Here is a 25275-nt window from a genome sequence, read left to right on the forward strand (position 1 = left end):
CTGCCTTTCACCTTGAAAACGGAGGATGCCTCCGTATATTGTATTCCAGAAGGCGGCGCTGCGCCCCTTAATTTCTTATAACGGACCTCGCCCGCGAGACACCACACCTAGAATATAGCAAAACAGGGAGGACGTATGTCACTCTGCATTAACCTGACCCTCAACGGGGAGGCGCGGGACGTCATCATTGATGACCCGCGCGTGACACTGCTTGATCTGCTCCGCGAACGTCTGGCGCTGCCCGGCACCAAGAAAGGCTGCGACCGTGGCCAGTGTGGCGCTTGTACCGTCCTGCTGAACGGGCAGCGTGCGAACGCCTGCCTGATGCTTGCGGCCGGCCTTGATGGTGCGGAGATTACTACAATCGACGGCCTCGCAGTGGGCGAGACCCTGCACCCGGTGCAGGTCGCCTTTATTGAGAATGACGGGTTCCAGTGCGGCTATTGCACGCCGGGCCAGATCATGAGCGCCGTCGGGCTAATTGCCGAAGGGGACGCCGGGAGCGATCCGGAGCGCATCCGCGAGGGCATGAGCGGCAATATCTGCCGCTGCGGGGCCTATCACGGGATCACTCTTGCCGTGCAGGAAGCGAGCCGCCGGATGGCCGCCAAGGACGAGGGAGACACGGCATGAAACAGTTTGATTATGTGCAGCCCAAGACTGTGGACGAGGCGCTGGCGAGTTGGGAGCCGAATGCGGCCTGGCTTGGCGGGGGGACCAATCTGGTTGACCTGATGAAACTGGGCGTGGCCCAGCCGCAGCGGGTGATCGACCTGACACGGGTTTCCGACCTTGGCGAGATCGCGTTTCAGGAGAATGGATCGGTGAGGATCGGGGCGCTGGTCAGCAATGCCGCGCTTGCCCGCCACGCGGGTTTTGCCCAGCACTTTCCGATGGTGGCCGAGGCGCTGCTTTCGGGGGCTTCGGGGCAGCTTCGCAATATGGCGACCGTTGCAGGCAACCTGATGCAGCGCACCCGGTGCGCCTATTTCCAAGAGGAAACGGCAGCCTGCAACCGTCGCACCCCCGGCGCGGGATGTGATGCACGCGACAGTGACGAAGAGGCGCGTGCGCTGTTGGGGGCAAGCCCGGGCTGCGTGGCGACGAACCCCTCGGACTTTTGCGTGCCGCTCGCGGCGCTGGAGGCGCGGGTGGAGGTGCGCGGCGTGAACGGAACGCGGGAGATCCCCTTCTCAGAATTCTATCTGCTTCCGGGCGACCACCCGGATCGGGAGACGGCGCTGGTGGAGGGCGAGTTGATCATCGCGGTGCACCTGCCTGCAGAGGCGGCGGCGTTTGCCAAACATGAGCGGTATCTGAAGGTGCGCGACCGCACGTCCTTTGCCTTTGCTACCACCGCTGCCGCCGCTGCACTGCGGATGGAGGATGGAATTATCGCGGAGGGACGGCTGGCGCTTGGCGCAGTGGCGGCCAAGCCCTGGCGGGTTGCCGAGGCCGAAGCGCTGCTGGCCGGACAGGCCCCGAATGCGGCGCTGTTTGCACGCGCTGCCGAGGCGGCGCTCGCGGGGGCCGAGGCCCCGGCGCATCTCGAATGGAAGATCGACCTTGCCCGCCGCACTGCTGCGCGCGCACTTGCCATGGCTGCGGCCGGCACTCCGGCACGGATGCCGGCGTTGCCCGCATCGCCTTTTGGCCAACAGAACGGAGACCTCGCCAATGTCTGATACGCTTTCCCCGCAAATTCGTTTCGGCTCCAACGCGGGCCAGCCTGCCACACGGCGGGATGGGATCGCGAAGGTCACCGGTGTCGCGACCTTTGCCGCCGACAACAATCCCGAGGGTCTGCTCTATGCTGTCTACGCCCATGCGAAGATCGCGCGCGGACGGGTCAGCCATCTTGACCGCGCCGCAGCAGAGGCGCACCCCGGTGTGACCCATGTCATCACGCCGCAGAATCGGCCCGAGTTGCAGGGCGACCCTTCGGCCAAGCCTACGATGTTCTCCTTCCGCACCGAGGTTTTGCAGGACAACACCGTGCGTTATGCTGGACAACCGATTGCGCTGGTGCTGGGCGAGACACTGGAGGCCGCCACCGAGGGCGCGCGCCTGCTGGCACCGCAATATGTGGCCGATCCGGCCCGGGTGGGACTGGATGACAACGCGGCCACCAGCTTTGAGCCGAGCGGCTTTGGCCTGCCGGGCGGGGAAAGCCACGGCGATCTTGAGGCGGGGCACGCCGCGGCAATACGCAGCATCGACGTAAGCTATGAAACAGCCGCGCAGTATCACAACGCGATGGAGACCCACGCGGTGGTGGCCCAATGGGACGAAGACCGGCTGACGCTGGATATTCCAAGTCAGGCGCTGAACCTTTCCTGCGCGGCCTATGGCTATTTCTTCGGGATTCCGCCGCAGAATGTGACCGTGCGCAGCCCCTACCTTGGCGGGGGGTTCGGGTCGAAGGCGATACCGACCGGACCGCAAGTGCTGGCGATCCTCGCCGCGCGGATGACGCAGCGGCCCGTCAAGCTTATGTTCACCCGACAGCAGATGTTCGGGCCAGCGGGTCACCGTGGAGCGACACGCCAGCGGCTTCGGATGGGCGTGGACGATACCGCCGCCCTGACAGTGATCGACCACGACGGCCTGGCAGAAACCTCGACCTTTGATGATTTTGTGGAACCGGCGGCTAATGCCTCGCAGGGCCTTTACGCAGCCAGCGCATTGCGGGCCAGCCACAGGCTGGTGCGGCTGGATGTCGGCACGCCGGGACCTATGCGTGCACCGGGCGAGGCGTCAGGCTCTGCCGCTTTGGAATGCGCGATGGACGAGATGGCCGAGGCGGCGGGGATTGACCCGCTGGAATTCCGTCTTCGCAACTATGCCGAGACGCAGCCCGGCACCGGGCTTCCTTTTTCGTCCAAAGCCTTGCGGGAGTGTTACGCGCAAGGGGCGGAGCGCTTTGGCTGGGAGGGGCGACCGTTGGCGCCACTGCAAATGCAGGACAGTGACGGCCTGCTGACCGGTTGGGGCATGGGGGCGGCGTTGTTTCCCTGCCCGATGTTCGCTGCCGAAGCGCGTGCAACGCTCCGCCCCGACGGGACGGCGCTGTTCGAAACTTCTGCCGTTGATATGGGACAGGGGGCCTGGACGTCGCTGGCGCAGATTGCGGCGGACAGTCTTGGCCTGACGCTGGATCAGGTCGAGTTCCACGCGGGGCACTCGTCACTGCCCGATGGCGGTGTCGCGGGTGGCTCTGGGCATACCGCCACGGCGGGCGGTGCGCTGCACGCTGCGGGTGGGGATGTGGTGCGCCAGCTTGGCGAGCTTGCGACGGCAGATCCGGCCTCGCCTCTTTACGGCGCGGGCAATACCAGCCTGGTGGCGCGGGACGGGTGGCTGCTGATGGAGGAGGACGAGAGCCGTCGCGAGCGTTTCGCCGACATCCTCGCGCGTGCCGGACAGACCGAGATGACTGGTACAGGCCGCGCCGGGCGCGCGCCCGAGGATGCCATGCGCCATGCGATGAACTCTCATGGCGCGGTCTTCGCCGAGGTGAAAGTGGACCCGGATCTGTGTCAGGTTCGGGTGACCCGACTGGTGGGGGCCTTTGCTGCCGGGCGGATCATCAACCCACGGCTGACCGAGAGCCAGCTGATGGGAGGCATGATCTGGGGCACCTCCTTTGCACTGCATGAGGCCGCCCGGCACGACCCGCGCAGCGGGCGCATCGTGAACGCGGATTTTGCGGGTTATCATGTGCCGGTGAACGCTGATGTGAGCGGGCTGGAGGTGATTACAGTGCACGAAGATGATCCTTACGTGAACGCCCTTGGGATCAAGGGCGTGGGCGAGATAGGGGTTGTCGGGACGGTCGGGGCCATCGGCAACGCGATCTGGCATGCGACCGGCAAGCGCGTGCGCCATTTCCCGATCCGCATTGCGGATTTGTTGATTGCGTTACCCCCCGCAGATCCAAGGGGGTCAGGGTTGTAAAGAAGGGCGGGCAGGTGAAACCCTTATAGGCCGCTGAGGTGTTGTCGCGGCTTTGTCAGGTTGTTTCTCAACGCTTAGATAAGAAGCCGATGCGGTAGCATCAGGCCTTGATTTCGCCCACGCAACCAACCCAGAGGCCTTGGGCCTCTGTTCGTGTGCGGCGGTAGTCAGAGGCGGAGAGACGGTGACGTTACAGAAGCTAAGACTGGCAATACCTCTCAACCGAATGACCGAACTTGGCCGCCCAAGTTTCGAACGCACCGCCGGAGGTCCGTTTCGGGTAGGGCGCGTTCTGAGTTGCAACCGATCTGTGCAACGCTTCCCCTCCACTGGTGAAACGCGCCATCGGGGCGCACTGAATTATTCGGGCTAACATCTTTATCACCAATTTCATTGGAAAAACCAACGCTGACCTGCGTGTTCTACACGAACTGTGCGTCCCGTTCGCTTTTCTTTGCCATCAGTGTCTGGGCCGCCCCGTGGCGGTTGAGCGCGGCGCGCAGGCAGGGTGAAAAAGCGGCCACACTGAGCGGCCCAAGCATATCGTCATGCCCGCAATCCAGGTTGATCCGCCGCGTTCCGGCCCGCGAATGCGGCCCCCACGGATTGCCGCGCCAGTCCAGCAGGGTGTCAATCGCCGCCGACTTGCCCTGCGTTGCGCAAATGTCGATGATCGGGGCGTTGACCCGCCCCGGAACATGACGCCGCGCGAGATCGAGATTGGCCTCGACCACATCACGGATCCGGGTTTCGAAGCGGTCATTGCCAAGGGTTGCGCGCAAGGCTTCGATCTCGGGCCGCGTGACCAGCTTTTCCGCCAGCGCGTCCAGCGTACGGATCGCGGGGTCTGGGGCTTCTCCGAGAAAGGCCAGCGTCTGTTGCACCCGTGTTGCTTGGGTGCAGGCAGCGGTTTCGGGTTGAAACGGAAAGGCATCGAGCAGACACAGATAGGCGATCCGCTCCCCTTGTGTTTCGAGCTGATGCGCAATCTCTTGCGCGGCAAGGCCCCCGAAGGACCAGCCAAGAAGGAAATATGGCCCCTCGGGTTGCACGGCCTGGATACGGGCTACGTAATCGCGCGCCATGCTGCGCAGGTCAGGCCAGTTGTCCGGTCCGGTCAGGGCAGGGGATTGCAGGGCGCAAATACCTACCTTTTGGGGAAGGGTCTGTATCAGGGCCGAATAGCCCCAGCCAATCCCAAGAACGGGATGCAGGCAAAAGACCGTTGGGGCATCATCATCCGCCTTGCGCAGGTCGAGAACGGGGCTCAGCGGATCAGCCGCACAGGCGCTGTCTATCTCGGCGGCCAGCCGACGCAGGCCGGGATTGGCAAAGACGGTGGCCAGCGCAATGTCAGACCCATAGTCGCGGCGTAGACCGGCGATAAGCCGTGCGGCGGAAAGACTTGTCCCGCCCAATTGAAAGAAATCGTCATCAATCCCCACGTCCTGTCGATTCAGTGCGTCGCGCACCCGGTCAAGAAGGTGGCGCTCGGTTGGTGAAAGCGGTTCGGCGGCAGCCCGCCCGCAGGTGCCGCGCGCGGGGGTGATGGGCGGCAGTGCCTTCAGGTCGCGCTTGCCGTTGGTCGTTTGCGGTATGGCCGGAATCCGTATGAACACGTGGGGCACCATATAGTCGGGCAGACGGGCGCGCAGATATGTTTCAAGTGACGGGATTTCGACCGGATCGGTGCTGCAGAAATAGCCCAGCAGGTGATCGTGATTGTCGGGCTTGACGACCACGGCATCGTTAATGGTGTCAAACTGGCGCATCACCGCCTCGACCTCTCCGGTTTCGATCCGGTGGCCGCGTACCTTGATCTGGAAGTCGATCCGCCCGAAATGTTCCAGCGTACCTGTATCGGTCCAGCGGCCCAGATCGCCGGTCCGGTAAACGCGTCCCAGCGTCGTTTCGATGAAGCGTTCGCCAGTCAGGTCGGTGCGGGCGTGGTATCCCTGCGCCAGCCCGACACCGCCGATCCAGATTTCACCGATGGTTCCGACGGGTGCGGGTGTTCCGAACCGGTCCAGAACAAAAATCCGTTCACCGGCAAGAGGACGCCCGACAGACGGGTGGGCCGCTGTGTCGGGGGTGATCCGTGCGAGGCTGGACCAGATGGTTGTTTCGGTCGGGCCGTAGACGTTGAACAGCGGCCCGCCTGTCACCAGCCGCCGTGCCAGATCGCCCGGAAGCGTTTCCCCGCCGACAAGCTTGGTCAGCGAGCGCAGTGCTGACCCTTTGGCTTCGAGCGCGAGAGACCACAGCGACGGCGTTGCCTGAAGATGGGTCACGTCCGACGTTTCAATCCGCGCGTTCAGCAGATCGGGATCAAGCGTTTCGTGCCGCTGCGCGATTTCAACCGTGCCGCCCACGCTAAGCGGCAACAGCATTTCCAGTGTCGCGATGTCAAAGGCGATTGTGGTGACAGCCAGCCAACGTGTCGCCGCATCCAGCCCGATTGCGTCACGCATCGCTGCAAGCAGGGCCCACAGCGCCCCGTGGCCAATATCGACGCCCTTGGGCTGGCCCGTCGACCCTGAGGTGAAGATAACATAGGCCAGATCACCGGCTGTGCGGGGCTGCGCGTCATTGGGCCAGTCGGCTGGCGCATCGGTGAACAGGTCCGCGCCCAGAACCAAACTCTCTACCATGCCTGCGGGCGCGGTGCCGGTTCGGTCGGCGGGCATCAACACCAGATTAGGCGCGGCGGTTTCAAGGATCAGCGCGTTGCGTTTCTCGGGGGCGTAGGGATCAAGCGGGAGATAGGTCGCGCCAATCCGGTGCAATGCCAGGATCGCCGCCGGCAGCAGCACCGTGCGATCAAGCAACAGCGCCACTATATTGCCCCGCACGACTCCGCGCCGCAGCAGGGCCTGTGCAATCCGCGAGGCCACCGCGTCAAGACCGTCATAGGTCAGACGCTGCACACCGTCATGAACCGCGATGCGGTCCGGAGCCTCTTTGCGCTGACTGTCAAACGCATCAAGCCAGCTTGCGCCCGTCGGGGCCGGGCCACCGTCAGACCATGCGGCGATTTTTTCCTGTTCGTCCGGCAGGTAAATCGCCGCCGCGCGCACCGCGTCGTCCGGACGGGTCACCATCCCGCGCAGGAAAAGATGCAGGCGTTCGAGATGGCCTTCGACCTCGGCACGGGAATAAAGGCCCGGATTGGCGTTGAGCGTCAGGACCAGCCCCTGTCCGTCGCCACGATCAAAGATAAAGGCCGTAAGATCGTCCACCGACCCGTTTGACAGGTTCGTTACCCTGGCAGGGACAGGCCCGAAATGCAGCGTATAGTCGAAGGGTTCGAAATTGACGGCTATGGTGGCGACCTGTTGATCGGCCCGCGTCAGACCAAGATCGCGGCGGACCTGCTCAAACCGGTATTTCTGGTGACGCAGGGCACCCATCATGGTCTGACCACCCTGGCGCACCAGTTCCGCAAAGCTGATTTCCCGAGAAAAATCAAAGCGCAGCGCGACGGCATTTGCTGCCATCATCGCCACCGCGCGTTCGGATCGTGACAGCCGCCCCAGAACCGGCATGGCCAGCACCAGATCCTGGGCGCCGGTCATCCGGTGAACGTAACCGGCAAAGGCCGAGACCATCACCTGGGGCAGCGAAATGCCGGTTTGCGCGGAAAACGCGCGCAGCCGGTTGCTGTCTTCTATGCTCAGCCGACGGCTGGCGCAGATCACACCGCCGGTGCGGGTGCCGCCGGTCGACAGCGTCACCGGATCGGGCAGCGCGGCCAGCTTTTCGGCCCAATAGTCACGGTCGCGCCCGGCCCGCTTGCCATCACTATAGCCGCGCTCGGCTTCCAGCAACACATCGGCAGGGGCAAGGCCCGAGGGGGGCGGCGTTTCCCCGCGCAGCCGCGCCGTGTAGATTTCTGCGCAGCGGCGCGCGATAAGGCCGCCGGAATGACCGTCGAGCAGCACGTGGTGGGCGCAATGATACCACAGGTGGTGACGCGCATTCAGGCGGATCAATGCCGCGCGCCACAGCCCGCGTTTGTGATCTTTCAGGTCGGTCTGCATCCACGTTGTCGCCGCAGCCATAGGGTCGGCGTGGTCGCTAAAGTCGATCAACGGAATCTCGCCTTCAAAGTGCGGCGCGATTTCAACTTGTAACCCCGCCGTGCGCGGAACAAGGCGGGCACGGGGGGCCTGTATCTCGTTGGCCAGCCATCGCAGCGTGTCCAAAAACAGGGTCGTGTCCAGATCGCCCTGCAAAGACAGGTATTCCGCAAGGTTGAACAGATAGCCATCGGGGCTGAGCTGTTCGGCGAACCAGATCCCGTTCTGGGCAGCATTCGCCGAAAGGCTCGTCTGGTCTGGCGAGATTACAAAGGTGTTATCCAACAGCATCGGGTTTCCTTCTGTCATATTGGGTCAGGAGTTGCGTGCAGGGGGGATGTCTGTCGTATGCAATCACCGAGACATCCACGCCCGCGCCGTCGCTGGCCAGCATGCCAGTCAGACCGTCACGCAGGACAAGGGGATGAAATAACAGCGGCGGCAGGGCGTCGTCTTTCCACAGCAGTGCGGCGCGCGACGACCGCATCAGCACAACCTGAAACCGCCCGATCAACGTCGAAAGGCCGCCGCGCCAGGCTTTGACGGCGGCCTCTGTCGCCGCCCACCATATCCCCAGATCACAGCGCGATCTGATCCCCAGCGCTTCGGGTGTCGTCCGTGGGCGGGTCAGAGAGACCAGCGCCGTGGAATCAGTCATGCGCAGATCGCCGAGCGCCACAAGATCCACCCCGATCCGTCCCAGCCGTTGTTGCGCATGAAGCGTCAGCCCGCCGGCATGGGAGCGCGAGATATGGCGTGCCGGATCTTCGGGATCATATGGCACCCCGTCATCAAGATGCGCGATGCTATCGGCCCAGTCCGGACGCGCAACGATTGGAACGCGGATCGCGCGGGGTGGCGCGGAACGGTCGATTCGCCCGCGGTTACGGGGCCGCACATCCGGATTTTGGGCGCTGATAAAAGCCATTGATCCAAGCCTGCAATGGGGTTGTGGCTGGCACGTGCACGCGCGAACTTCAACCTAAGAGGGAATATTCTTGGACCACTGGTACATACTAAAGATGTGAACTTACATAGCAAAAGATAATTTTTACAATAACTTCAAAAAGGCTGCTGAAATAATAGACAGCGAGAGGCGTTGTTGCAGGGAGGAGGTCTCGTGTGGTAGCAGAGTTCTTTGTCTCGGATCTGAACGCTATTGATGCCGCACAAGGGTGTTGTCACATTAACGGGCCTGAGGTTGCTGGTTCATTGATCTGGGCGTAGGCGGTGTCGATGCAGACACAGAAGATCAGCTACAAACGCCATCGGTTTCCGCCTCAGATCATCGCTCATGTTGTCTGGCTCTACGTCCGGTTCAACTTGAGCCTGCGGGAGGTAGAGGAGATGATGCTGGGACGTGGCGTGGACGTTTCGTATGAAACGATCCGGCGCTGGACCGTCAAGTTCGGCCCCCTGATCGCCCACGTTCTGCGGCGACGGCAGCCGGGCCCTGGCGATGTCTGGCATCTGGACGAAGTCGTTGTGAAGATCGCAGGCCGGTCATACTGGCTCTGGCGCGCAGTCGACCAAAACGGCGTTGTTCTTGAAGAAATCCTTCAATCGAGGCGAGACAAGCGCGCCGCAAAGCGGCTTTTGGTCAAGCTGATGAAGCGCCGGGGCTTCGTTCCCAAAAGGATCATTACGGACAAATTGCGATCCTACGGCGCCGCCAAGCGCGAAGTCGCGCCTGGCCTTGATCATTGGTCACACAAGGGGCTCAATAACCGTGCCGAGAACAGCCACTTGCCCTTCCGAAAGCGAGAGCGGGTGATGCAAGGCTTCCGATCGCCGGGTGGATTACAACGCTTTGTATCTATGCAGTCCGCAACCCGAAATTCCTTCTCTGTCCCAGCCCGCCGCCGCTCTGCCCTCACCATCCGCTACCATCGGCTCGAAGCATTCGAGGCGTGGAAATCCGCGGCACATGCCGCTTGATCAACGAACGGCATGTCAACTTGCAAACTCGGCGAGTTAACGTGACAACACCTGTCATGGTGCTGTTTGCCCCCCGGGCGACACATTTCCATCCGAATCAGCCGGCAGGACAATGCAGACACGTTGGACTTTTCTTTGCGGCAAGATACTGAATGCCCTCATGCCGTCAACGTCAACACACCCTGATGTCAAGTTTAAGCGCCACGTGGTTTTAGGAGCCACAGGGCGTTTGGGCGCTGTTCTACGCCAGTTCTGGCAGGGGGACGCGGTGGTGTGGCAGACCAGAACCGAAAGGGTCGGCTTTCACAAGGTGGATATTCTGAACGATCCCAAAGGGTTGAAAGATCTGTGCGTCGGCGCAGACAGTATCTTGTGTCTGGCGGGCGTGATCGGCAACGCGGCCCATACATTGCAGTATAACACCGATCTGGCGATTGCCGCGATTCAGGCAGCACAGGGTGCGCGGGTGTTTCTGGCCTCATCTGCATCGGTTTACGGCGCGGGCGGAGCGAATTTGTATGAAACGGACGCTTGCGTGCCAGTGTCGCCCTATGGTCAGGCAAAGCTGGCGATGGAACAATCCGCTCTGGCGACCGGCGCACCAGTGACATGCCTGCGCATCGGCAATGTGGCCGGTTCTGACGCAATCTTGGGCGGTTGGCATAACGGCATGACGCTGGACGCGCGTCCTGATGGCAGCACGCCCTGCCGCAGCTACATTGGGCCGCAGACTTTTGCCCGCACGTTGGCGTTTGTGATGGATGCCAAAGCACCCCCCCGGTGCTCAACATTGCGGCTCCGGGGGGGGTGCAAATGGGCGCTGTGCTGGATGCCGCCGGACTGCCCTGGCAGCCACGCACGCCTGGCGATCATGTGATCTGGGACGTGACCCTGAACACCGACACGCTTGCCACATTGGTCCCTTTTGCCCCAAGCTGCAGTACCGCCGAAGGCATCGTCGCCGATTGGCATCAGGCACAAGGCCCAAAATGACATGGCACAAGCGCATATTTGACCTGTTTTTTGCCAGCTTGCTGGTGATCATCCTTGGTCCGATCATCCTGTGGCTGGTCTGTTATATACTGATCAAACAGGGTCGGCCGCTGTTCTATGTCTCGGAACGCATGAAAACGCCGACCCAACCCTTTGGCTTGTGGAAATTCCGCACCATGACTGTGGTCAACGAAGACGCAGGCGTGTCTGGTGGTTACAAGCAGCAACGGATTACCCCGCTGGGTGCAAAATTGCGGGCCAAGCGGCTGGATGAATTTCCGCAGCTCTGGAATATCCTTAGGGGCGATCTCAGCTTTGTCGGACCGCGCCCGCCGCTACGCGAATACGTCGAACGTTTCCCCGAGCTTTACAGTGAAGTGCTGAAATCACGACCCGGAGTAACCGGACTGGCCACCATTATGTTCCACAAACACGAGGATTGGCTTCTTGCTCGGTGCGAAACGCCAGCGGAAACTGATGACATCTATACGCGCATCTGCATCCCGCGCAAAGCCCGGCTGGATATTATGTATCAGCGCAACCAGTCGACCTGCTGGGACATTGATCTGGTTTTTCAGACCATCGGAAACCTGTTTCGCAGGCGGCGCTCCATCACAGAGACTTCTGATGGCTTACACAGTGGACCGGATCGTTCTCCGTAGACCCATAGTCTCATCATATTCTCTATTCTTTAACTATTGATAGCCAAACTGCTGGCTAATCATGCTGCGTGTGCATTGCGCCGGTGCAGCGTCCCAGACTGGTTTGGCAAAGCGTTGAACCGAAATACGCTGATACCCGTTTAGCTTTCCAAATCGTGGGGACACTACATGTTGAGCTTCGTTAAATCTTTGTCGCGTTCCCAAAAGCGTAACATCATGCTTGCGGTCGATTCAATGTTGGTGCCGCTTGCGCTTTTGCTGGCATTATCTCTGCACAGCAGCGGCGGGCAAAGCATACTTTCGATGATGCTGGCCTATTTGCCGGTTTTGCCCGTTTTTCTGGTTATTTCGGGGGCATTATCTGTGCTGCTGGGCGTTTCGACAATCCAACTGAACGCTTATGAATCGGCGGCAATCGGTTTGACAGGTGCCTATTCCGTGGCGCTGGTGTTGGTGTCTGTCTTGTTGACCACCGCGGCGCAAATTCCGGTCACGGTGGCAACGCATATCGTTTTTGGCACCAGCTTTTTCATCTTTTCGGTCATCAGCCGCGCGGTATTATTGCAAATCGTTCTGGCGATCTATCGCCGGTCCGCGGTCCGTTGCCGCGTTCTGATCTATGGTGCGGGCACGACGGGCACCCAGCTGGTGTCGGCGCTGCGCAACCATGAAAAAATCGAACCCGTCGCCTTTGTGGATGACAGCAGAGCACTGCACGGCCTGGTGGTCGCGCGTCTGCCGGTCTATTCGCCGGTGCGCATCGCGGAAATCGCCGCCGAAAAGCAGATTGACCGCGTTTTGCTGGCCCTGCCGTCACTCAGTCTTCCGAAACAGGCGCAAATCTCGCGGCGGTTGCAGAAAATGGGGTTTGAGGTTCAAGCTTTGCCCTCCTTTGCACAGCTGATCGGAGAAGAGGCGCTGGTCGATAAGTTGACCGATGTCGAACCGAAACTATTCCTGAACCGCGATGAAGTCTCAAGCGTCACGGGCGCGGGTGGAATCGAAAGCTACGAGGGCAAAACCATCCTGATTTCAGGCGCGGGTGGTTCGATCGGGTCGGAATTGTGCCGTCAGGTTTTGCAGTGCCACCCAGCGAAAATGGTGCTGTTCGAACTAAGCGAAGTGGCCCTGTATAAAGTTGATATGGAACTTCGGCAAATCGCCGAAGATATAGAAGTTGAGATTGTTCCGGTTCTGGGAACTGTCACCGACACGCTGCAGGTGCGGCGCATTCTGACGAAACACAACATTCAGGTGGTGCTGCACGCTGCCGCCTACAAACATGTGCCCCTGGTCGAAACCAACCCACTGACAGGTCTGACCAACAATGTGCTGGGCACCCAGACTCTCGCCACAGAGGCTGCGACCGCAGGAGTCGAGCGGTTTATCCTGATCAGTTCGGACAAGGCTGTGCGCCCGTCTAACGTTATGGGCGCGTCCAAGCGTCTGGCGGAATTCGTGGTGCGTGATCTGGCCACGCGTGTCCCTTTCGGCGAAGGACCAATTTATACGATGGTGCGCTTTGGCAACGTTCTGGGGTCGTCAGGCTCGGTCGTGCCACTGTTTCAAGAGCAACTGCGCCGTGGCGGCCCGATCACCGTGACCCACCGCGATGTGTCGCGCTATTTCATGACCGCACAAGAGGCCGTGCATCTGGTGCTGCGCGCCGGTGCCATGGCCAAAGGCGGTGAAATCTATGTTCTGGATATGGGCAAACCAGTTCCCATCGAACGCCTTGCCCGTCAGGTCATTGAAAGTGCGGGCTATACGGTGCGCGACGCCAACTACCCCGAGGGTGACATTGAAATCGAATTTACCGGCCTGCGCCCGGGCGAAAAAATGACCGAAGAATTGTCCCTGACCGGTAATATGGTCGGCACCGGTCACCGCAAGATTTTTTCGGCAGACGAGGCGGCCTTGTCTGAAATCGAAATTGCAAGCGCGCTGCGCAGTTTGCGTGCGGCCCTTGCTGCCAGCGATGAACAGGCCGCCAAGGATGTCGCGATGCGCTGGGTTGAAGGGTATTCACTTGCCGTGCGCGAGCAGTTTGAAAACGCGCCAAAATTCAACCCGATGTCATGACGGCGTTTGGTCAGTTCTCGCCAGAACGCTGCGCAAAAGGTCGCTAAGATCAAGGACAGATGCCACTGCAGAATGCGTGGGTAGCGCAACAACAGTGCAGGCACACTAAAATTCAAAAGGAAGCCTCGACTAGGCGCGCCTAATAAATTGCACCAGCAGCAACGATGCTCAGTTCAAAAGCCCCTCAATCACCCCAGTGACTTCCGCCGACATAGGACGGGTGCGCGCGCCCCATGTTGCGGTGACCTGACCGTCCGGTCCAATCAGCACCTTGTGAAAATTCCAACCCGGGACAAAGCCGGTCTCGGCTTTCACCCCAGCATAGAATGGATGCGCCTTGGCGCCACGCACGTGGGTGATGTCGGTCATCGGCATATCCAGCCCGAATGTCAGTTCGCAAAACGCCTTGACCTCTTCGGAGCTGTTCAGCTCTTGACGGAAGTCGTCAGATGGTACGGCCAGCACGACCAGTCCCTGCGCCTTGTACCGGTCATAGAGCGCCTGAAGTTCGGCGTATTGCGGAGTAAAGGCACATTGCGAAGCAGTGTTCACCACCAACACCGGTCGCCCCGCCCAGTCACCTGTATCAATCGTGCCACCGTCAATACTGTCAAAGCTGTACCCTGCCATTCCGGCCCACGCGACGCTTGCGAACCAGAAGCTGGTCAGTAACGCGGAAAACAATCGGGCGAAGGCACGCATGTGAAATCTCCTGCCGGCTAAAAAAGATACGGGCGGCAGGGCTAAACGGATCACTGTCCTTTGTGTTATCGTGTTGTAACATCCCTTTGATTTTCCCCGCGACGCCCCATTTAATGGACAAAGTAACTCTGACCCGAAGGAGGCACCAATGGCCACTTATACAAAAGATCCCGACGCCATCGCGCGCCTGTCGCCCGAAGAATTCCACATCACCCAACAAAGCGGCACCGAGCGCCCCGGCACCGGCAAGCTTTTGGACAACAAAGAACCCGGCATCTACGTTGACATCGTCTCGGGCGAGCCACTGTTCGCGTCAGCTGACAAATACGAAAGCGGCTGTGGCTGGCCCAGCTTCACCAAGCCGATCGAACCCGCCCATGTGAACGAATTGCGTGATTCCAGCCTTGGTATGATCCGCACTGAAGTGCGCAGCACCCACGGTGACAGCCACTTGGGTCACGTGTTTCCCGACGGCCCCCGTGACCGCGGCGGCCTGCGTTATTGTATCAACTCGGCGTCTTTGCGGTTCGTCCACCGTGACGACATGGAAGCCGAAGGCTATGGCGACTACATCAACCAAGTGGAGGACGTGGCATGAGCGACGCACGCGCAGTATTGGCCGGCGGCTGTTTCTGGGGAATGGAAGATTTGATCCGCAAACGGCCCGGCGTAAAATCCACCCGTGTCGGATACACGGGCGGTGACGTTCCGAATGCGACCTATCGCAACCACGGCACCCACGCCGAGGGCATCGAGATCATCTTTGATCCTGCCGTTGTTTCGTACCGCGAGTTGTTAGAGTTCTTCTTTCAGATTCATGACCCGACCACGCCCAACCGCCAGGGCAACGATGTCGGCCTAAGCTATCGCTCGGCGATCTACTACGTCGATGACGCGCAAAAAGCCGTGGCACTGGACACCATAGCGGACGTCGAAGCGTCGGGCATCTGGCCCGGTAAAGTCGTGACAGAAGTGGAACCGGTTGGCGACTTTTGGGAAGCCGAACCAGAGCATCAGGACTATCTGGAACGCATCCCCAATGGCTATACATGTCACTTTGTGCGTCCCGGTTGGGTGCTGCCCCGACGCGCGGCAGAATAGACCCTAAAAAGGCAAATCAGCCGTCCGCCACGCGCGGGCGGCCTGACGCTTCGACGGTAAGCGTCGCTTCGACAAACACCTGCCGTGCTTCGGCTTCGGCGGTGCGAATGTCCCGCTCAACTCGTATCTGGATATCCCCTGCACCGGCTGCCTCGGCGTCCGAACGGGCTGCCGTGCGCAGGGCCGTTTCCAGCCGTGTCAGAGCCGCGTCCGAGGCCATGAAATCCTCGGGGCCGCTGTCCAGATGCACGCGAAACCGCCCTTCGCTGGGCGAGGTTACAGTCCCACTGCGCCGCATCGTCACCCGCCCCACGACCGCGCCGATGGCATTGGCAACACCTGCGTGTTCCGGCAGGATCATCTCACACCCCATCAGGTCGCCCACCGCCGGATAATAACTGGCAGCCGATGCACCCAATCCGATCACGGGCACGTTCAGGCCGGTATCAATCCGCACAACACCTGCGTGGCGCCCCAACCCGCGTTGCATCAGCACATGGCGGGCCAATACTTCGGCGGACAGACCAAAATCCTGCGGATCTTCGGAAAAAGCAGCCTCTAACAAGGCCAATCCGGTCTGGTGGGTCAACTGATCCACGATAATCTGCGCCACTGCCTGCGGATCACGCGCCAGCATCACGCCTGCGCCTGTTCGCCGTCTGCCGAACAGTTCCAATGCCATCCGCGCTGCATCTGTGTCCCACGCAGAGACCACACCCAGCTCATGCGCGGCATCCGAAGGTGTCACACCTGCGACCTGCACCAAACCACGCTCGACCAAACGCTTGAGCGCGCCTGTCTCCATGCGTGATTTCAACACCTTGCCCAAAGGCCAAACGCCGGTGCCGATCCGGTTCAGCAGATCCGCATCCCGTTCAGGCAGCCCGTGCGCCTCGACACCCTGAACCGCGCGGACAAATCTGGCGTCATGTTCCCCCGGTGTAGCGCTGCGTAATTGCTGCTCTAACACTGGCAAAACCACGTCTGCGGCCTCGTGCGCTATCAACGACACAGGCAACAGCCTGCGCGGTCCCAGCGTCACCCCACCTTGCAACCCCTCGACGGTGAAATGCACCTCACTGTCGCCGCCCAGCCCCGTGGTGCGCATTGCCACCGCTTCGACCATTGTCCGGTACGGGCCCACCCGCGCACCGGCCGGGTCAATCGCCGGACGCCCGTTCTTCAGCATCGCCACGTCCGTCGTCGTCCCGCCAATGTCACTGACCAAAGCTGTCTCGGCCCCTGTCATCCAACGCGCCCCGACAATCGACGCCGCAGGTCCGCTCAGGATCGTTTCGATTGGCCGAGCGCGGGCTTGTGCCGCACTCATCAGTGCACCGTCACCACGCACCACCATCAACGGCGCAGTTATGCCCAGATCCGCCAGCACCTGCTCGGCCCGCTTGATCAGCCGCAGTGTCAGCCCGATCAGCCGCGCATTTAGCACTGCCGTCAGCGCCCGCTTTGGACCGTTCAGCTTGGCAGACAGTTGGTGCGACGCCGACACAGGCCGCCCGGTGATCTGCGTGACCAATTCCGCCGCCCGAACTTCATGCGCCGGATTTCGTGTACCGAATTGTGCGGCCACGGCAAAGCCGCTCACATCTTCCTTATGCGTCTCTAAAAAGGCGATCAGTGCGGCTTCGTCCAGTGTGGCCACCTGCACGCCAGCATGGTCATGCCCGCCGTCCAGCACAATATAGGGGTCACCCTTCAACGCCTCGCGCAGTCCGTGTGCATCCAGATCCCGCTCGCGAAATCCAATATAAACCAGCGCCACGCGACCGCCCTGCCCCTCGACCAGCGCATTCGTGGCCAGTGTGGTAGACAACGACGCCATCGTGACCTGTTCGGCAGCCACCCCCGACTGTGCCAGCACCGCACGCACCGCCGCACCAACGCTAATCGCCAGATCCTGCCGCGTGGTCAGCACCTTGGCGCTTGCAATCACCACCTTCTCGTCACGAATCAACACCGCATCTGTATAGGTTCCGCCTGTGTCTACACCCAACAAGATCGCCATCAGGCTGTTCCCTTCAATCTCGCCACTGCCCAGCGCGCCGCATCGGCCACCGTCGCATCCGCATCTTCACACAGTGCCTGAGCCGCCGGTAGTAGATCCGCGACACCTGAATTTCCGATTGCGTACAATACGTTGCGGACAAATCTATCCCGACCGATCCGCTTGACTGGAGAACCGGAAAATCGCAACCGAAACGCTGCATCGTCCAGCGCCACCAGTTCGGCCAGAGGAGGCGCACCCACCCCGCCGTGATAGCGCATATCGCTGGCCGCAACCGCGAACTTGTTCCACGGGCAGACCGCCAGACAGTCATCGCAGCCGTAAATGCGGTTGCCCATCTTGGCCCGCAGCTCCAGATCCACCGGACCTTTGTGCTCAATCGTCAAATAGGAAATACAGCGCCGCGCGTCCATCTGGTAGGGGCCCGGAAACGCATCGGTCGGGCAGACATCCAGACAAGCCGTACAAGACCCGCAATGCCCCACTTCGGGCGTGTCGGGCTCCAGTTTCAGCGTCGTAAAAACAGAGCCTAAAAAGGCCCAATTTCCCCAATCACGGCTCAGCAGGCTGGTGTGTTTGCCCTGCCATCCCAACCCCGCCGCCTGCCCCAATGCCTTTTCCGGCACGGGTGCTGTATCGACAAAAACCTTGATCTCGCCTCCGGAGGTCTCAATCAACCACCGCCCCAATCGTTTAAGCCGTTTCTTGACGATGTCATGATAATCGCGGCCCTGCGCATAGGATGAAATCACGCCGCGCTCACGTGCTTCCAGTAAACTCATCGGATCGTATTCCGGCGCATAGCTTTCGGCCAACATGATCACCGACCGCGCTTCGGGCCACAGCGCTGCGGGGTTGCCACGCCAGTGCATCCGGTCTTCCATCCAGCCCATCTGGCCGTGATAACCTGCCGCAACAAAGGCCTCTAATCGCGGCGCTGCCTCTGGCACTGAATCCGGCCTACAGACACGCGCCATCACAAACCCTTCTTCAAGAGCGCGGGCGATGACCTGTTGCTTCAGGTCCATGTCGTCTCTGATTCAAGAAATCCCCGAATAGGGCCGCAGGGCAAAAAGCGTGGCCCCGGTATCGCGTGTGCCTCAGAAGTCGAGGTCATTGTAATGCCGTGGGGGCGGAAAGCCGGGAACCTGATCGGCCAGAATATTGCGAAACGCCGGACGGCTTTTGATCTTGGCATACCAGTCCTTGACCACCGCCGACCGGTTCCAGTCAACGTCCGAAATATAGTCCAGCGAAGACAGATGCGCCGCAGCCGCGAAATCGGCCAGCGTCATTTGATCGCCCGCCAGCCAACGGCGATGGTCTAACAGCCATGTCATGTAATCCAGATGGTATTTGATCGCTTTGGCTCCAGCTTTCACATTCTTCGAATCAGGATAGCCCTGCCCCATCATCTTTTTGTTCACCCGCTCGTAGAGCAGTTTCGACGTGACCTCGTTGTGAAATTTATCGTCGAACCAATTGACCAGTCGCCGCACCTCCAGCCGTGCGACCGGATCCTTGGGCAACAATGACGGCTCGGGCCGTGTTTCTTCGAGATACTCGCAGATCGGGCCGCTTTCCGACATGGTGATACCGTCCAGTTGCAGCACCGGCACCTTGGCGGCAGGGTTGCGGCGCAAAAAGTCGGCGTCAGCCTCCCAGTATTTCTCTTCAACCAGATCAACCCCGATCTTCTTCTCGGCAAGGCTTAGACGGACCTTGCGACAGAACGGGGACAGGGGAACGTGAAACATACGGGCCATAGAACATCCGCTGATAGGTGAAAGAAGCGTTCACCTTCCTTGCACGGGCAGACGGACCTTTTCAACTCTGGAAACAGGTTGCCCGACCATCCACGTCGATTGTTGCCGCCCCATCCAGTACAGCGGCGGCGCGCCGCCGGACGGAATTGCTGGGGTTGCTGGCGGATCGCTCTTTTGGCAGCGGCAAGATGGCCGCCAGACGCGCAGCCTGCACATCGCTCAGCGCTTCGGGACCGACGCCAAAATAGTGACGGGCAGCCGCTTTGACGCCAAACACACCCTCGTCGAATTCGACCACGTTCAGATAAACCTCGATGATCCGGCGTTTGGACCACAGTGCCTCGACCAATGGTGTCATCAGCGCCTCAAGTACCTTACGCGACCAGTTGCGCCCATGCCAGAGATAGACGTTCTTGACGACCTGCTGGCTGATCGTCGACGCGCCACGGCCAGACCCCTCTGCGATGGCGGTACGAATTGCGATCAGATCAAAACCCCAGTGATTGCAAAAATTCGCATCTTCAGCAGCAACGACGGCACGAGCCATTGCAGGGGCCACGTTCTTCAACGGCACCCATTGCTGATCAAGCGCGCCAAGACGGCGCGATTCCTGCATCATGTAAATGGTAGTGGGCGGGTTCACGACCGAAAACAGCAACACCAAAGTCACCATCAGAAGAAAGACAACACTGACAGTCCGCAGCCACCAGCGAAACAGCAGCCGCGTCCATCGGGGGCGCGCTGCCGTTTTGGTCTTGGTGCTTTTACGGGTCTTTTTTCGGGCCATCCATCAGCTATAGACGTCCCGTTACAGGCCCGCAATCTTTGGGTTTGCCAGCTTACAAAAGCCCGCAGTGCTTAAAATCCAACCAAACCTGTTCATGGTTACAACTACTGCGGTGCACCAGGGTAGGCGTTGTCCTCCACAGATAGACCCTAGATGTTGCGACTTTCAAAAGATGAGGCGCAAAATGCCAAAAGCTGTGGCACAACGACGGCGTGAATTCAGAAAAGTTTAAGAAATACCAAATCGTTAATAGGTCCGATTGCGCCTGACTTCGTGCTAATCTCTTCGAACGGCACAGTTGTCGTATTCTGCAACTCCCGCAACGCAATATGGAGACCTCGGGATGATTACCGCACTCAACGCGTCCGGCACTGCCGGACTGTCGACCACACCACAGCCAGCCGTGCTCAGCTATGCTGATGCTGCCACTGTTTGGCTGCTGAGCTGGACCGGAAATGATGAAACCGTTATCGCCGCCAAAATGGGCACCAACATAGGCCGCGTGGCCGACATATTGGCAGAAAATACCTATGTAGGATCACGCGATAACGCCGCGCGCATGCGCAATGCGCGTGCCGCCATGTTGCAGAGATAGGGCCAGAAGGCCCCACCTGTTCTTACTCTGCCGGGATTGCTTTTTCCTCGATGGACAGCGGCGCTGGCAGATGCACAAGCATCTCTTTCGGGCAGACCTGCATGAAATGCTTCTGCTCGATATCCCAGTGCTGAAGTATATCAGCCGCCTTCTGGCTGCCAGTTTCCTCAAGATGCCGCTGCAACAATGTTTCCAACTGGGTGCGCCAGTGGTCTACGGTCACGGGGCAGGTCACCAGCGTTTCCATATTCATCATCGCCAAGGATTTTCCCTCTGGGTCATACAGATACGCCATGCCGCCGGTCATACCCGCGCCAAAGTTTGCACCGATCTCTCCCAGAATGACCGCCACACCGCCGGTCATATATTCGCAACCGTTGCTTCCGCAGCCTTCGATCACCACCGATGCGCCCGAATTGCGCACGGCAAAGCGTTCGCCTGCACGGCCCGCTGCGAACAAATTGCCCGCTGTCGCACCATAAAGCACCGTGTTGCCGATGATGGTGTTTTCAGACGCGATAATGGACGATGACATTGGCGGGCGTACCACGATGGTGCCGCCCGACAGACCCTTGCCGACATAGTCGTTGGCGTCGCCCGATACCTCCAGTTTCAGCCCCGGCGCGGCAAAGGCACCCAAGGATTGTCCAGCCGAACCTGTCAGCTTCACCGTCAGGTGGTCGGGCTGGAGTGAGTTGCGCATACCGAATTTGCGGACAATATGGCTGGAAGTGCGAGTGCCCACGGTGCGGTGCGTGTTCTGCACAGCATAGGACAGCTGCATTTTCTCACCGTCTTCCAGAAAACGTGCTGCATCGCGCACGATCTTGGCGTCCAGAGTGTCCAGCACAGCATTGCGCGGCTTGTCACGGTCATAGACGATTTCCGATGCGCCATCGACGGTAATCAGCAGCGGGTTCAGGTCCAGATCATCCAGATGGGCCGACCCGCGCGACACCTGTGCCAGCAGGTCAGCGCGCCCGATTACATCGGCCAGCGACCGCGCCCCGATTGATGCCAACAGCTCGCGTACTTCCTGCGCATAGAAGGTAATCAGGTTGACCACTTTGTCGGCGTTGCCTGTGAACTTGTCCCGCAATGCTTCGTCTTGGGTACACACACCGACGGGGCAGGTGTTCGACTGGCACTGACGCACCATGATACAGCCCATCGCGATCAGCGCGGCTGTGCCGATACCGTATTCCTCGGCACCCATCATCGCGGCCATGACAATGTCGCGCCCCGTGCGCAGCCCGCCATCGGTCCGCAGCGTGACACGGTCGCGCAGGTTGTTCATCGCCAGAACCTGATGCGCTTCGGTCAGGCCCATTTCCCACGGCAGACCCGCATATTTGATCGACGTCGCAGGTGATGCGCCGGTGCCGCCGTTGTGCCCCGAGATCAGGATAATGTCCGCCTTGGCCTTGGCCACACCCGCCGCGATCGTGCCAACACCGCTAGAGGCAACCAGTTTCACGGTGACTTTGCAGCGTGGGTTGATCTGCTTAAGGTCGTAGATCAGCTGGGCAAGATCCTCGATCGAATAGATGTCGTGGTGCGGCGGAGGCGAGATCAGCGTCACCCCCTTGGTCGAATGCCGCAGCCGAGCGATCAGGTCTGTGACCTTCATACCGGGCAACTGGCCACCTTCTCCGGGCTTGGCGCCCTGCGCCACCTTGATTTCTAGCTCTTCGCACTGGTTCAGGTATTCGGCTGTAACACCAAACCGGCCCGACGCCACCTGTTTGATCTTGGCAGACGGGTTGTCACCGTTCGCCTCGGGCACAAAATGTGCGGGGTCTTCGCCACCTTCACCACTGTCGGATTTTGCACCGATGCGGTTCATCGCGACGTTCAGGGTCTTGTGCGCCTCGGGTGACAGGGCGCCTAGCGACATGCCAGGCGTCACAAACCGTTTGCGGATCGAGGTGATGCTTTCGACCTCTTCCAACGGAACCGGTTTGCCCAGTGGTTTGATGTCCAGCAGGTCGCGCAGATGAATCGGCGGGTTGCTTCGCATCTTGGCGCTGTATTGCTTCCACAATTCGAACGACGCGCGGTTACACGCCATTTGAAGCATGTGCATCGACGTGGCTTCCCATGCGTGGGTCTCACCGGATGTGCGGGCTTTATAAAAGCCACCGATGGGCAGAACTGCATCGCTCAGCCAGCCTCGTGCGTGAACTTCTTCAACCTTGGACTGGATACCGGTAACACCAATGCCGCTGATCCGGCTGGTCATTCCGGGGAAATATTCGGCGCACATCGCGCGGCTCAGCCCGACGGCCTCGAAATTCAGGCCCCCGCGATAGGACGACACAACACTAATGCCCATTTTGGCCAGAATTTTCAGCAACCCTTGGTCGATCGCCTCGCGGTAGCGCACGATGGCCTCCGTCAGATTGCCGTCCAGCAGGCCACGCTCAATGCGGTCGGCGATGGAATCCTCGGCCAGATAGGCGTTGACGATGGTCGCGCCGCACCCGACCAGAACCGCGAAGTAATGCGCATCCATACATTCCGCACACCGTACGTTCAACGAACAGAATGTGCGCAAACCCTTGCGGGTCAGGTGCGAGTGAACAGCCGAAGTCGCCAGAATCATCGGCATCGCCACTTTTTCAGCATTGCTGTGATGATCAGTCAGAACGATGTGGCCGGCCCCCGAACGCACCGCGTCCTCGGCCTCGGCGCGGATGCGGGCCAGATTGGCACTCAATGTGTTTTCACCGGGTGCAAAGGTACAGTCGATCTCGACCAGATTGGCGTTGAAATGCGTCGTTAGCTCGTCCCATTGCGCGTTGCCGACAAAAGGGCTGTCCAGCGTCAGGATTTCGGTCTGGCTGCTGTCTTCATCCAGCACGTTCTTAAGGTTGCCGAACCGCGTCTTCAGGCTCATCACGCGGAATTCGCGCAGGCTGTCGATGGGCGGGTTTGTCACCTGACTAAAGTTCTGGCGGAAGAAATGGCTGAGCGGGCGGTACATTTTCGACAGTACAGCAGACGGCGTATCATCGCCCATCGACGCCAGCGCCTCTTTGCCATCTTCGGCCATCGGGGCCAGAACCTGCTCCAGATCTTCGACGCTGAAACCGGCAGCAATCTGGCGACGGCGCAATTCACCCCCGGCAAACAGCGCCTTTTCATCAACCGCGCCAAAGCTGTCACCCAGTTCCTTGATCTTGCCGACCCAGTCACCAAAGGGCTGCGAGGCCGCCAACTGATCCTTGATCTGGGCATCGTCGAACAGTTTGCCTTCGGTCATGTCGACAGCCAGCAACTGGCCCGGACCCAGCGCGCCCTTGCGTACAATGCGGGATTCGTCCAGCGGCACCATGCCCGCTTCTGAGCCTGCAATGACCATGCCATCGTTGGTTACGACATAGCGCATCGGGCGCAGGCCGTTGCGGTCCAGACCGGCACAGACCCAGCGACCATCGGTCATCGCCAGAGCGGCGGGGCCGTCCCAAGGTTCGATCACCGAGTTGCAGTAGGAATACATATCGCGCCATGCCTGCGGCAGTTCCACCGCCTGTTTGGACCATGATTCAGGCACCAACATGGTTTTCGCCATCGGCGCGTTGCGCCCCGCGCGCACCAACACCTCGAACACAGCATCCAGCGCGGCTGAGTCGGACGAACCGCTTGCCACGATGGGCTTGATGTCTTCTGCCATCTCGCCAAAGGTGCTGGAAGCCATCCGTATCTCGTGGCTTCTCATCCAGTTCAGGTTACCCTTGAGCGTGTTGATCTCGCCGTTGTGGGCCAACATGCGGAACGGCTGCGCCAGCCACCACTGCGGGAACGTGTTGGTGGAATAGCGCTGGTGATAGATCGCAAAGGCGCTCTCAAAGCGGTCGTCCATCAGGTCGGGATAGAAATCGGCGACCTGCTCGGCCAGCATCATACCTTTGTAGATGATGCTGCGGCACGACAGCGACGCGATATAAAGTTGGGGTGCTTGCGCTGCCAGCGCCGCCTTTTCGATGCGACGACGGATCACGTAAAGCTCGCGCTCGAACGTCTCTTCATCCACGCCCTTGCTGTTCGAAATCAGGATCTGTTCAATCTCGGGGCGGGTCGCGTTGGCCTTTTCACCCAGGCAAGCGACATTCACCGGAACGTGGCGCCATCCATAGATGTTGTAGCCCATACGCAGCACTTCGGATTCCACGATCGTACGGCAGGTTTCCTGAGCGGCAAAGTTGGTGCGCGGCAGGAACACCTGACCGACGGCAATCAACTGGTCTTTGCGCGGACGGTGGCCGGTGCGCTCGATCTGGTCATAGAAGAACGGCACGGGAATTTGTACGTGAATGCCCGCGCCATCACCTGTCTTACCGTCAGCATCAACAGCACCGCGGTGCCAGATCGCTTTCAGTGCGGCGATGCCGTTTTCAACAACCGCGCGGCTTTTCGAGCCATCAATGTTGACCACAAGACCAACGCCGCAGGAAGAATGTTCTTCTTCCTCGGTATAAAGACCATTTTCGGCCATGAATTTGCGTTTGGCTTCCTCGGCCCGGACCCAGTCTGCATCATATTTGGTCATTGGTCGTCTCCTTCTACGGGCGCGAAAATCGCGATTGT

18 protein-coding genes are annotated in these 25275 nt (G+C 60.1%); 10 read left to right on the plus strand and 8 right to left on the minus strand.

Annotated elements, in window-relative coordinates:
• Window positions 1-135: 135 nt before the first annotated feature.
• Genes SULPSESMR1_RS15080 through SULPSESMR1_RS15090 form a run of 3 tightly spaced genes read left to right on the plus strand, consistent with a single transcriptional unit; the run spans window position 136 to window position 3957 of the window.
• The gene (locus SULPSESMR1_RS15080) at window positions 136-633 is read left to right on the plus strand and encodes a (2Fe-2S)-binding protein (protein WP_089421588.1); all 498 of its coding nucleotides are present in this window, start codon (window positions 136-138) and stop codon (window positions 631-633) included.
• Window positions 630-1685 (plus strand): FAD binding domain-containing protein, encoded by a 1056-nt coding sequence (locus SULPSESMR1_RS15085; RefSeq protein ID WP_089421590.1) that lies wholly within the window; start codon window positions 630-632, stop codon window positions 1683-1685. The genes SULPSESMR1_RS15080 and SULPSESMR1_RS15085 overlap by 4 nt, the downstream gene beginning before the upstream one ends.
• A complete protein-coding gene (locus SULPSESMR1_RS15090) occupies window positions 1678-3957 on the plus strand; it encodes a xanthine dehydrogenase family protein molybdopterin-binding subunit (RefSeq protein ID WP_089421592.1) in 2280 nt (759 codons plus the stop codon). The genes SULPSESMR1_RS15085 and SULPSESMR1_RS15090 overlap by 8 nt, the downstream gene beginning before the upstream one ends.
• A 422-nt stretch (window positions 3958-4379) precedes the next feature.
• Here the strand turns inward: SULPSESMR1_RS15090 and SULPSESMR1_RS15095 are convergent, their stop codons facing one another.
• A complete protein-coding gene (locus SULPSESMR1_RS15095; protein WP_162791863.1) occupies window positions 4380-8327 on the minus strand; it encodes a non-ribosomal peptide synthetase in 3948 nt (1315 codons plus the stop codon).
• A complete protein-coding gene (locus SULPSESMR1_RS15100) occupies window positions 8314-8964 on the minus strand; it encodes a 4'-phosphopantetheinyl transferase family protein (RefSeq protein WP_089421596.1) in 651 nt (216 codons plus the stop codon). Before SULPSESMR1_RS15100 ends, SULPSESMR1_RS15095 begins: the two co-directional genes overlap by 14 nt.
• 308 nt (window positions 8965-9272) lie before the next feature.
• Between SULPSESMR1_RS15100 and SULPSESMR1_RS15105 the strand changes: the two genes are divergently transcribed.
• The 4 genes from SULPSESMR1_RS15105 (at window position 9273) to SULPSESMR1_RS15120 (ending at window position 13711) form a co-directional block, all read left to right on the plus strand.
• Window positions 9273-9974 (plus strand): IS6 family transposase, encoded by a 702-nt coding sequence (locus tag SULPSESMR1_RS15105; RefSeq protein WP_089421598.1) that lies wholly within the window; start codon window positions 9273-9275, stop codon window positions 9972-9974.
• Window positions 9975-10134: 160 nt separating this feature from the next.
• The gene (locus SULPSESMR1_RS15110) at window positions 10135-10851 is read left to right on the plus strand and encodes an NAD-dependent epimerase/dehydratase family protein (protein ID WP_275888370.1); all 717 of its coding nucleotides are present in this window, start codon (window positions 10135-10137) and stop codon (window positions 10849-10851) included.
• Window positions 10852-10963: 112 nt separating this feature from the next.
• On the plus strand, window positions 10964-11629 hold the full coding sequence (locus SULPSESMR1_RS15115; protein WP_089421602.1) for a sugar transferase: 666 nt from the start codon (window positions 10964-10966) through the stop codon (window positions 11627-11629).
• 216 nt (window positions 11630-11845) lie between these two features.
• Window positions 11846-13711 (plus strand): polysaccharide biosynthesis protein, encoded by a 1866-nt coding sequence (locus SULPSESMR1_RS15120; RefSeq protein WP_345889515.1) that lies wholly within the window; start codon window positions 11846-11848, stop codon window positions 13709-13711.
• Between the two features lie 168 nt (window positions 13712-13879).
• On the opposite strand, the gene SULPSESMR1_RS15125 is transcribed toward SULPSESMR1_RS15120, so the two are convergent.
• The gene (locus SULPSESMR1_RS15125; protein ID WP_089421606.1) at window positions 13880-14413 is read right to left on the minus strand and encodes a glutathione peroxidase; all 534 of its coding nucleotides are present in this window, start codon (window positions 14411-14413) and stop codon (window positions 13880-13882) included.
• A gap of 148 nt (window positions 14414-14561) precedes the next feature.
• Between SULPSESMR1_RS15125 and msrB the strand changes: the two genes are divergently transcribed.
• Both msrB and msrA read left to right on the plus strand, forming a co-directional pair.
• Window positions 14562-15011: a peptide-methionine (R)-S-oxide reductase MsrB gene (gene msrB / locus SULPSESMR1_RS15130; RefSeq protein WP_089421608.1), complete on the plus strand. Its 450-nt coding sequence runs from the start codon at window positions 14562-14564 to the stop codon at window positions 15009-15011.
• Complete coding sequence (gene msrA, locus SULPSESMR1_RS15135) at window positions 15008-15514, plus strand: peptide-methionine (S)-S-oxide reductase MsrA (RefSeq protein ID WP_089421610.1); 507 nt, start codon at window positions 15008-15010, stop codon at window positions 15512-15514. The genes msrB and msrA overlap by 4 nt, the downstream gene beginning before the upstream one ends.
• 16 nt (window positions 15515-15530) lie before the next feature.
• Here msrA and SULPSESMR1_RS15140 read toward each other — a convergent pair whose 3' ends face one another.
• The 4 genes from SULPSESMR1_RS15140 to mtgA all read right to left on the minus strand — a co-directional run bounded on the left by SULPSESMR1_RS15140 (window position 15531) and on the right by mtgA (window position 20090).
• Window positions 15531-17537, minus strand: coding sequence for a hydantoinase/oxoprolinase N-terminal domain-containing protein (locus SULPSESMR1_RS15140; RefSeq protein WP_089421612.1), 2007 nt, complete (start codon window positions 17535-17537; stop codon window positions 15531-15533).
• Complete coding sequence (gene queG, locus SULPSESMR1_RS15145) at window positions 17537-18565, minus strand: tRNA epoxyqueuosine(34) reductase QueG (protein WP_089421614.1); 1029 nt, start codon at window positions 18563-18565, stop codon at window positions 17537-17539. Before queG ends, SULPSESMR1_RS15140 begins: the two co-directional genes overlap by 1 nt.
• A 72-nt stretch (window positions 18566-18637) precedes the next feature.
• The gene (gene fzlA, locus SULPSESMR1_RS15150; protein ID WP_089421616.1) at window positions 18638-19303 is read right to left on the minus strand and encodes an FtsZ-binding protein FzlA; all 666 of its coding nucleotides are present in this window, start codon (window positions 19301-19303) and stop codon (window positions 18638-18640) included.
• A gap of 61 nt (window positions 19304-19364) precedes the next feature.
• Entirely contained in the window at window positions 19365-20090 is a 726-nt protein-coding gene (gene mtgA / locus SULPSESMR1_RS15155; protein ID WP_089421617.1) for a monofunctional biosynthetic peptidoglycan transglycosylase, read from the minus strand.
• Between the two features lie 343 nt (window positions 20091-20433).
• Here mtgA and SULPSESMR1_RS15160 point away from each other — a divergent pair, with 343 nt between their 5' ends.
• Complete coding sequence (locus SULPSESMR1_RS15160) at window positions 20434-20685, plus strand: hypothetical protein (protein ID WP_089421618.1); 252 nt, start codon at window positions 20434-20436, stop codon at window positions 20683-20685.
• 22 nt (window positions 20686-20707) lie between these two features.
• Here the strand turns inward: SULPSESMR1_RS15160 and gltB are convergent, their stop codons facing one another.
• Window positions 20708-25237, minus strand: coding sequence for a glutamate synthase large subunit (gene gltB / locus SULPSESMR1_RS15165; protein ID WP_089421619.1), 4530 nt, complete (start codon window positions 25235-25237; stop codon window positions 20708-20710).
• Window positions 25238-25275 lie beyond the last annotated feature (38 nt).

Origin of the sequence: Pseudosulfitobacter pseudonitzschiae (genome assembly GCF_002222635.1) — a bacterium.
GTDB lineage: Bacteria > Pseudomonadota > Alphaproteobacteria > Rhodobacterales > Rhodobacteraceae > Pseudosulfitobacter > Pseudosulfitobacter pseudonitzschiae_A.

What these genes read in the sequence shown, in the direction of transcription:
- SULPSESMR1_RS15080 (WP_089421588.1), top strand. Translation starts at nt 136, where the DNA reads ATGTCACTCTGCATTAACCTGACCCTCAACGGGGAGGCGCGGGACGTC.
- SULPSESMR1_RS15085 (WP_089421590.1), top strand. Translation starts at nt 630, where the DNA reads ATGAAACAGTTTGATTATGTGCAGCCCAAGACTGTGGACGAGGCGCTG.
- SULPSESMR1_RS15090 (WP_089421592.1), top strand. Translation starts at nt 1,678, where the DNA reads ATGTCTGATACGCTTTCCCCGCAAATTCGTTTCGGCTCCAACGCGGGC.
- SULPSESMR1_RS15095 (WP_162791863.1), bottom strand. Translation starts at nt 8,327, where the DNA reads ATGCTGTTGGATAACACCTTTGTAATCTCGCCAGACCAGACGAGCCTT.
- SULPSESMR1_RS15100 (WP_089421596.1), bottom strand. Translation starts at nt 8,964, where the DNA reads ATGGCTTTTATCAGCGCCCAAAATCCGGATGTGCGGCCCCGTAACCGC.
- SULPSESMR1_RS15105 (WP_089421598.1), top strand. Translation starts at nt 9,273, where the DNA reads ATGCAGACACAGAAGATCAGCTACAAACGCCATCGGTTTCCGCCTCAG.
- SULPSESMR1_RS15110 (WP_275888370.1), top strand. Translation starts at nt 10,135, where the DNA reads ATGCCGTCAACGTCAACACACCCTGATGTCAAGTTTAAGCGCCACGTG.
- SULPSESMR1_RS15115 (WP_089421602.1), top strand. Translation starts at nt 10,964, where the DNA reads ATGACATGGCACAAGCGCATATTTGACCTGTTTTTTGCCAGCTTGCTG.
- SULPSESMR1_RS15120 (WP_345889515.1), top strand. Translation starts at nt 11,846, where the DNA reads ATGCTTGCGGTCGATTCAATGTTGGTGCCGCTTGCGCTTTTGCTGGCA.
- SULPSESMR1_RS15125 (WP_089421606.1), bottom strand. Translation starts at nt 14,413, where the DNA reads ATGCGTGCCTTCGCCCGATTGTTTTCCGCGTTACTGACCAGCTTCTGG.
- msrB (WP_089421608.1), top strand. Translation starts at nt 14,562, where the DNA reads ATGGCCACTTATACAAAAGATCCCGACGCCATCGCGCGCCTGTCGCCC.
- msrA (WP_089421610.1), top strand. Translation starts at nt 15,008, where the DNA reads ATGAGCGACGCACGCGCAGTATTGGCCGGCGGCTGTTTCTGGGGAATG.
- SULPSESMR1_RS15140 (WP_089421612.1), bottom strand. Translation starts at nt 17,537, where the DNA reads ATGGCGATCTTGTTGGGTGTAGACACAGGCGGAACCTATACAGATGCG.
- queG (WP_089421614.1), bottom strand. Translation starts at nt 18,565, where the DNA reads ATGGACCTGAAGCAACAGGTCATCGCCCGCGCTCTTGAAGAAGGGTTT.
- fzlA (WP_089421616.1), bottom strand. Translation starts at nt 19,303, where the DNA reads ATGGCCCGTATGTTTCACGTTCCCCTGTCCCCGTTCTGTCGCAAGGTC.
- mtgA (WP_089421617.1), bottom strand. Translation starts at nt 20,090, where the DNA reads ATGGCCCGAAAAAAGACCCGTAAAAGCACCAAGACCAAAACGGCAGCG.
- SULPSESMR1_RS15160 (WP_089421618.1), top strand. Translation starts at nt 20,434, where the DNA reads ATGATTACCGCACTCAACGCGTCCGGCACTGCCGGACTGTCGACCACA.
- gltB (WP_089421619.1), bottom strand. Translation starts at nt 25,237, where the DNA reads ATGACCAAATATGATGCAGACTGGGTCCGGGCCGAGGAAGCCAAACGC.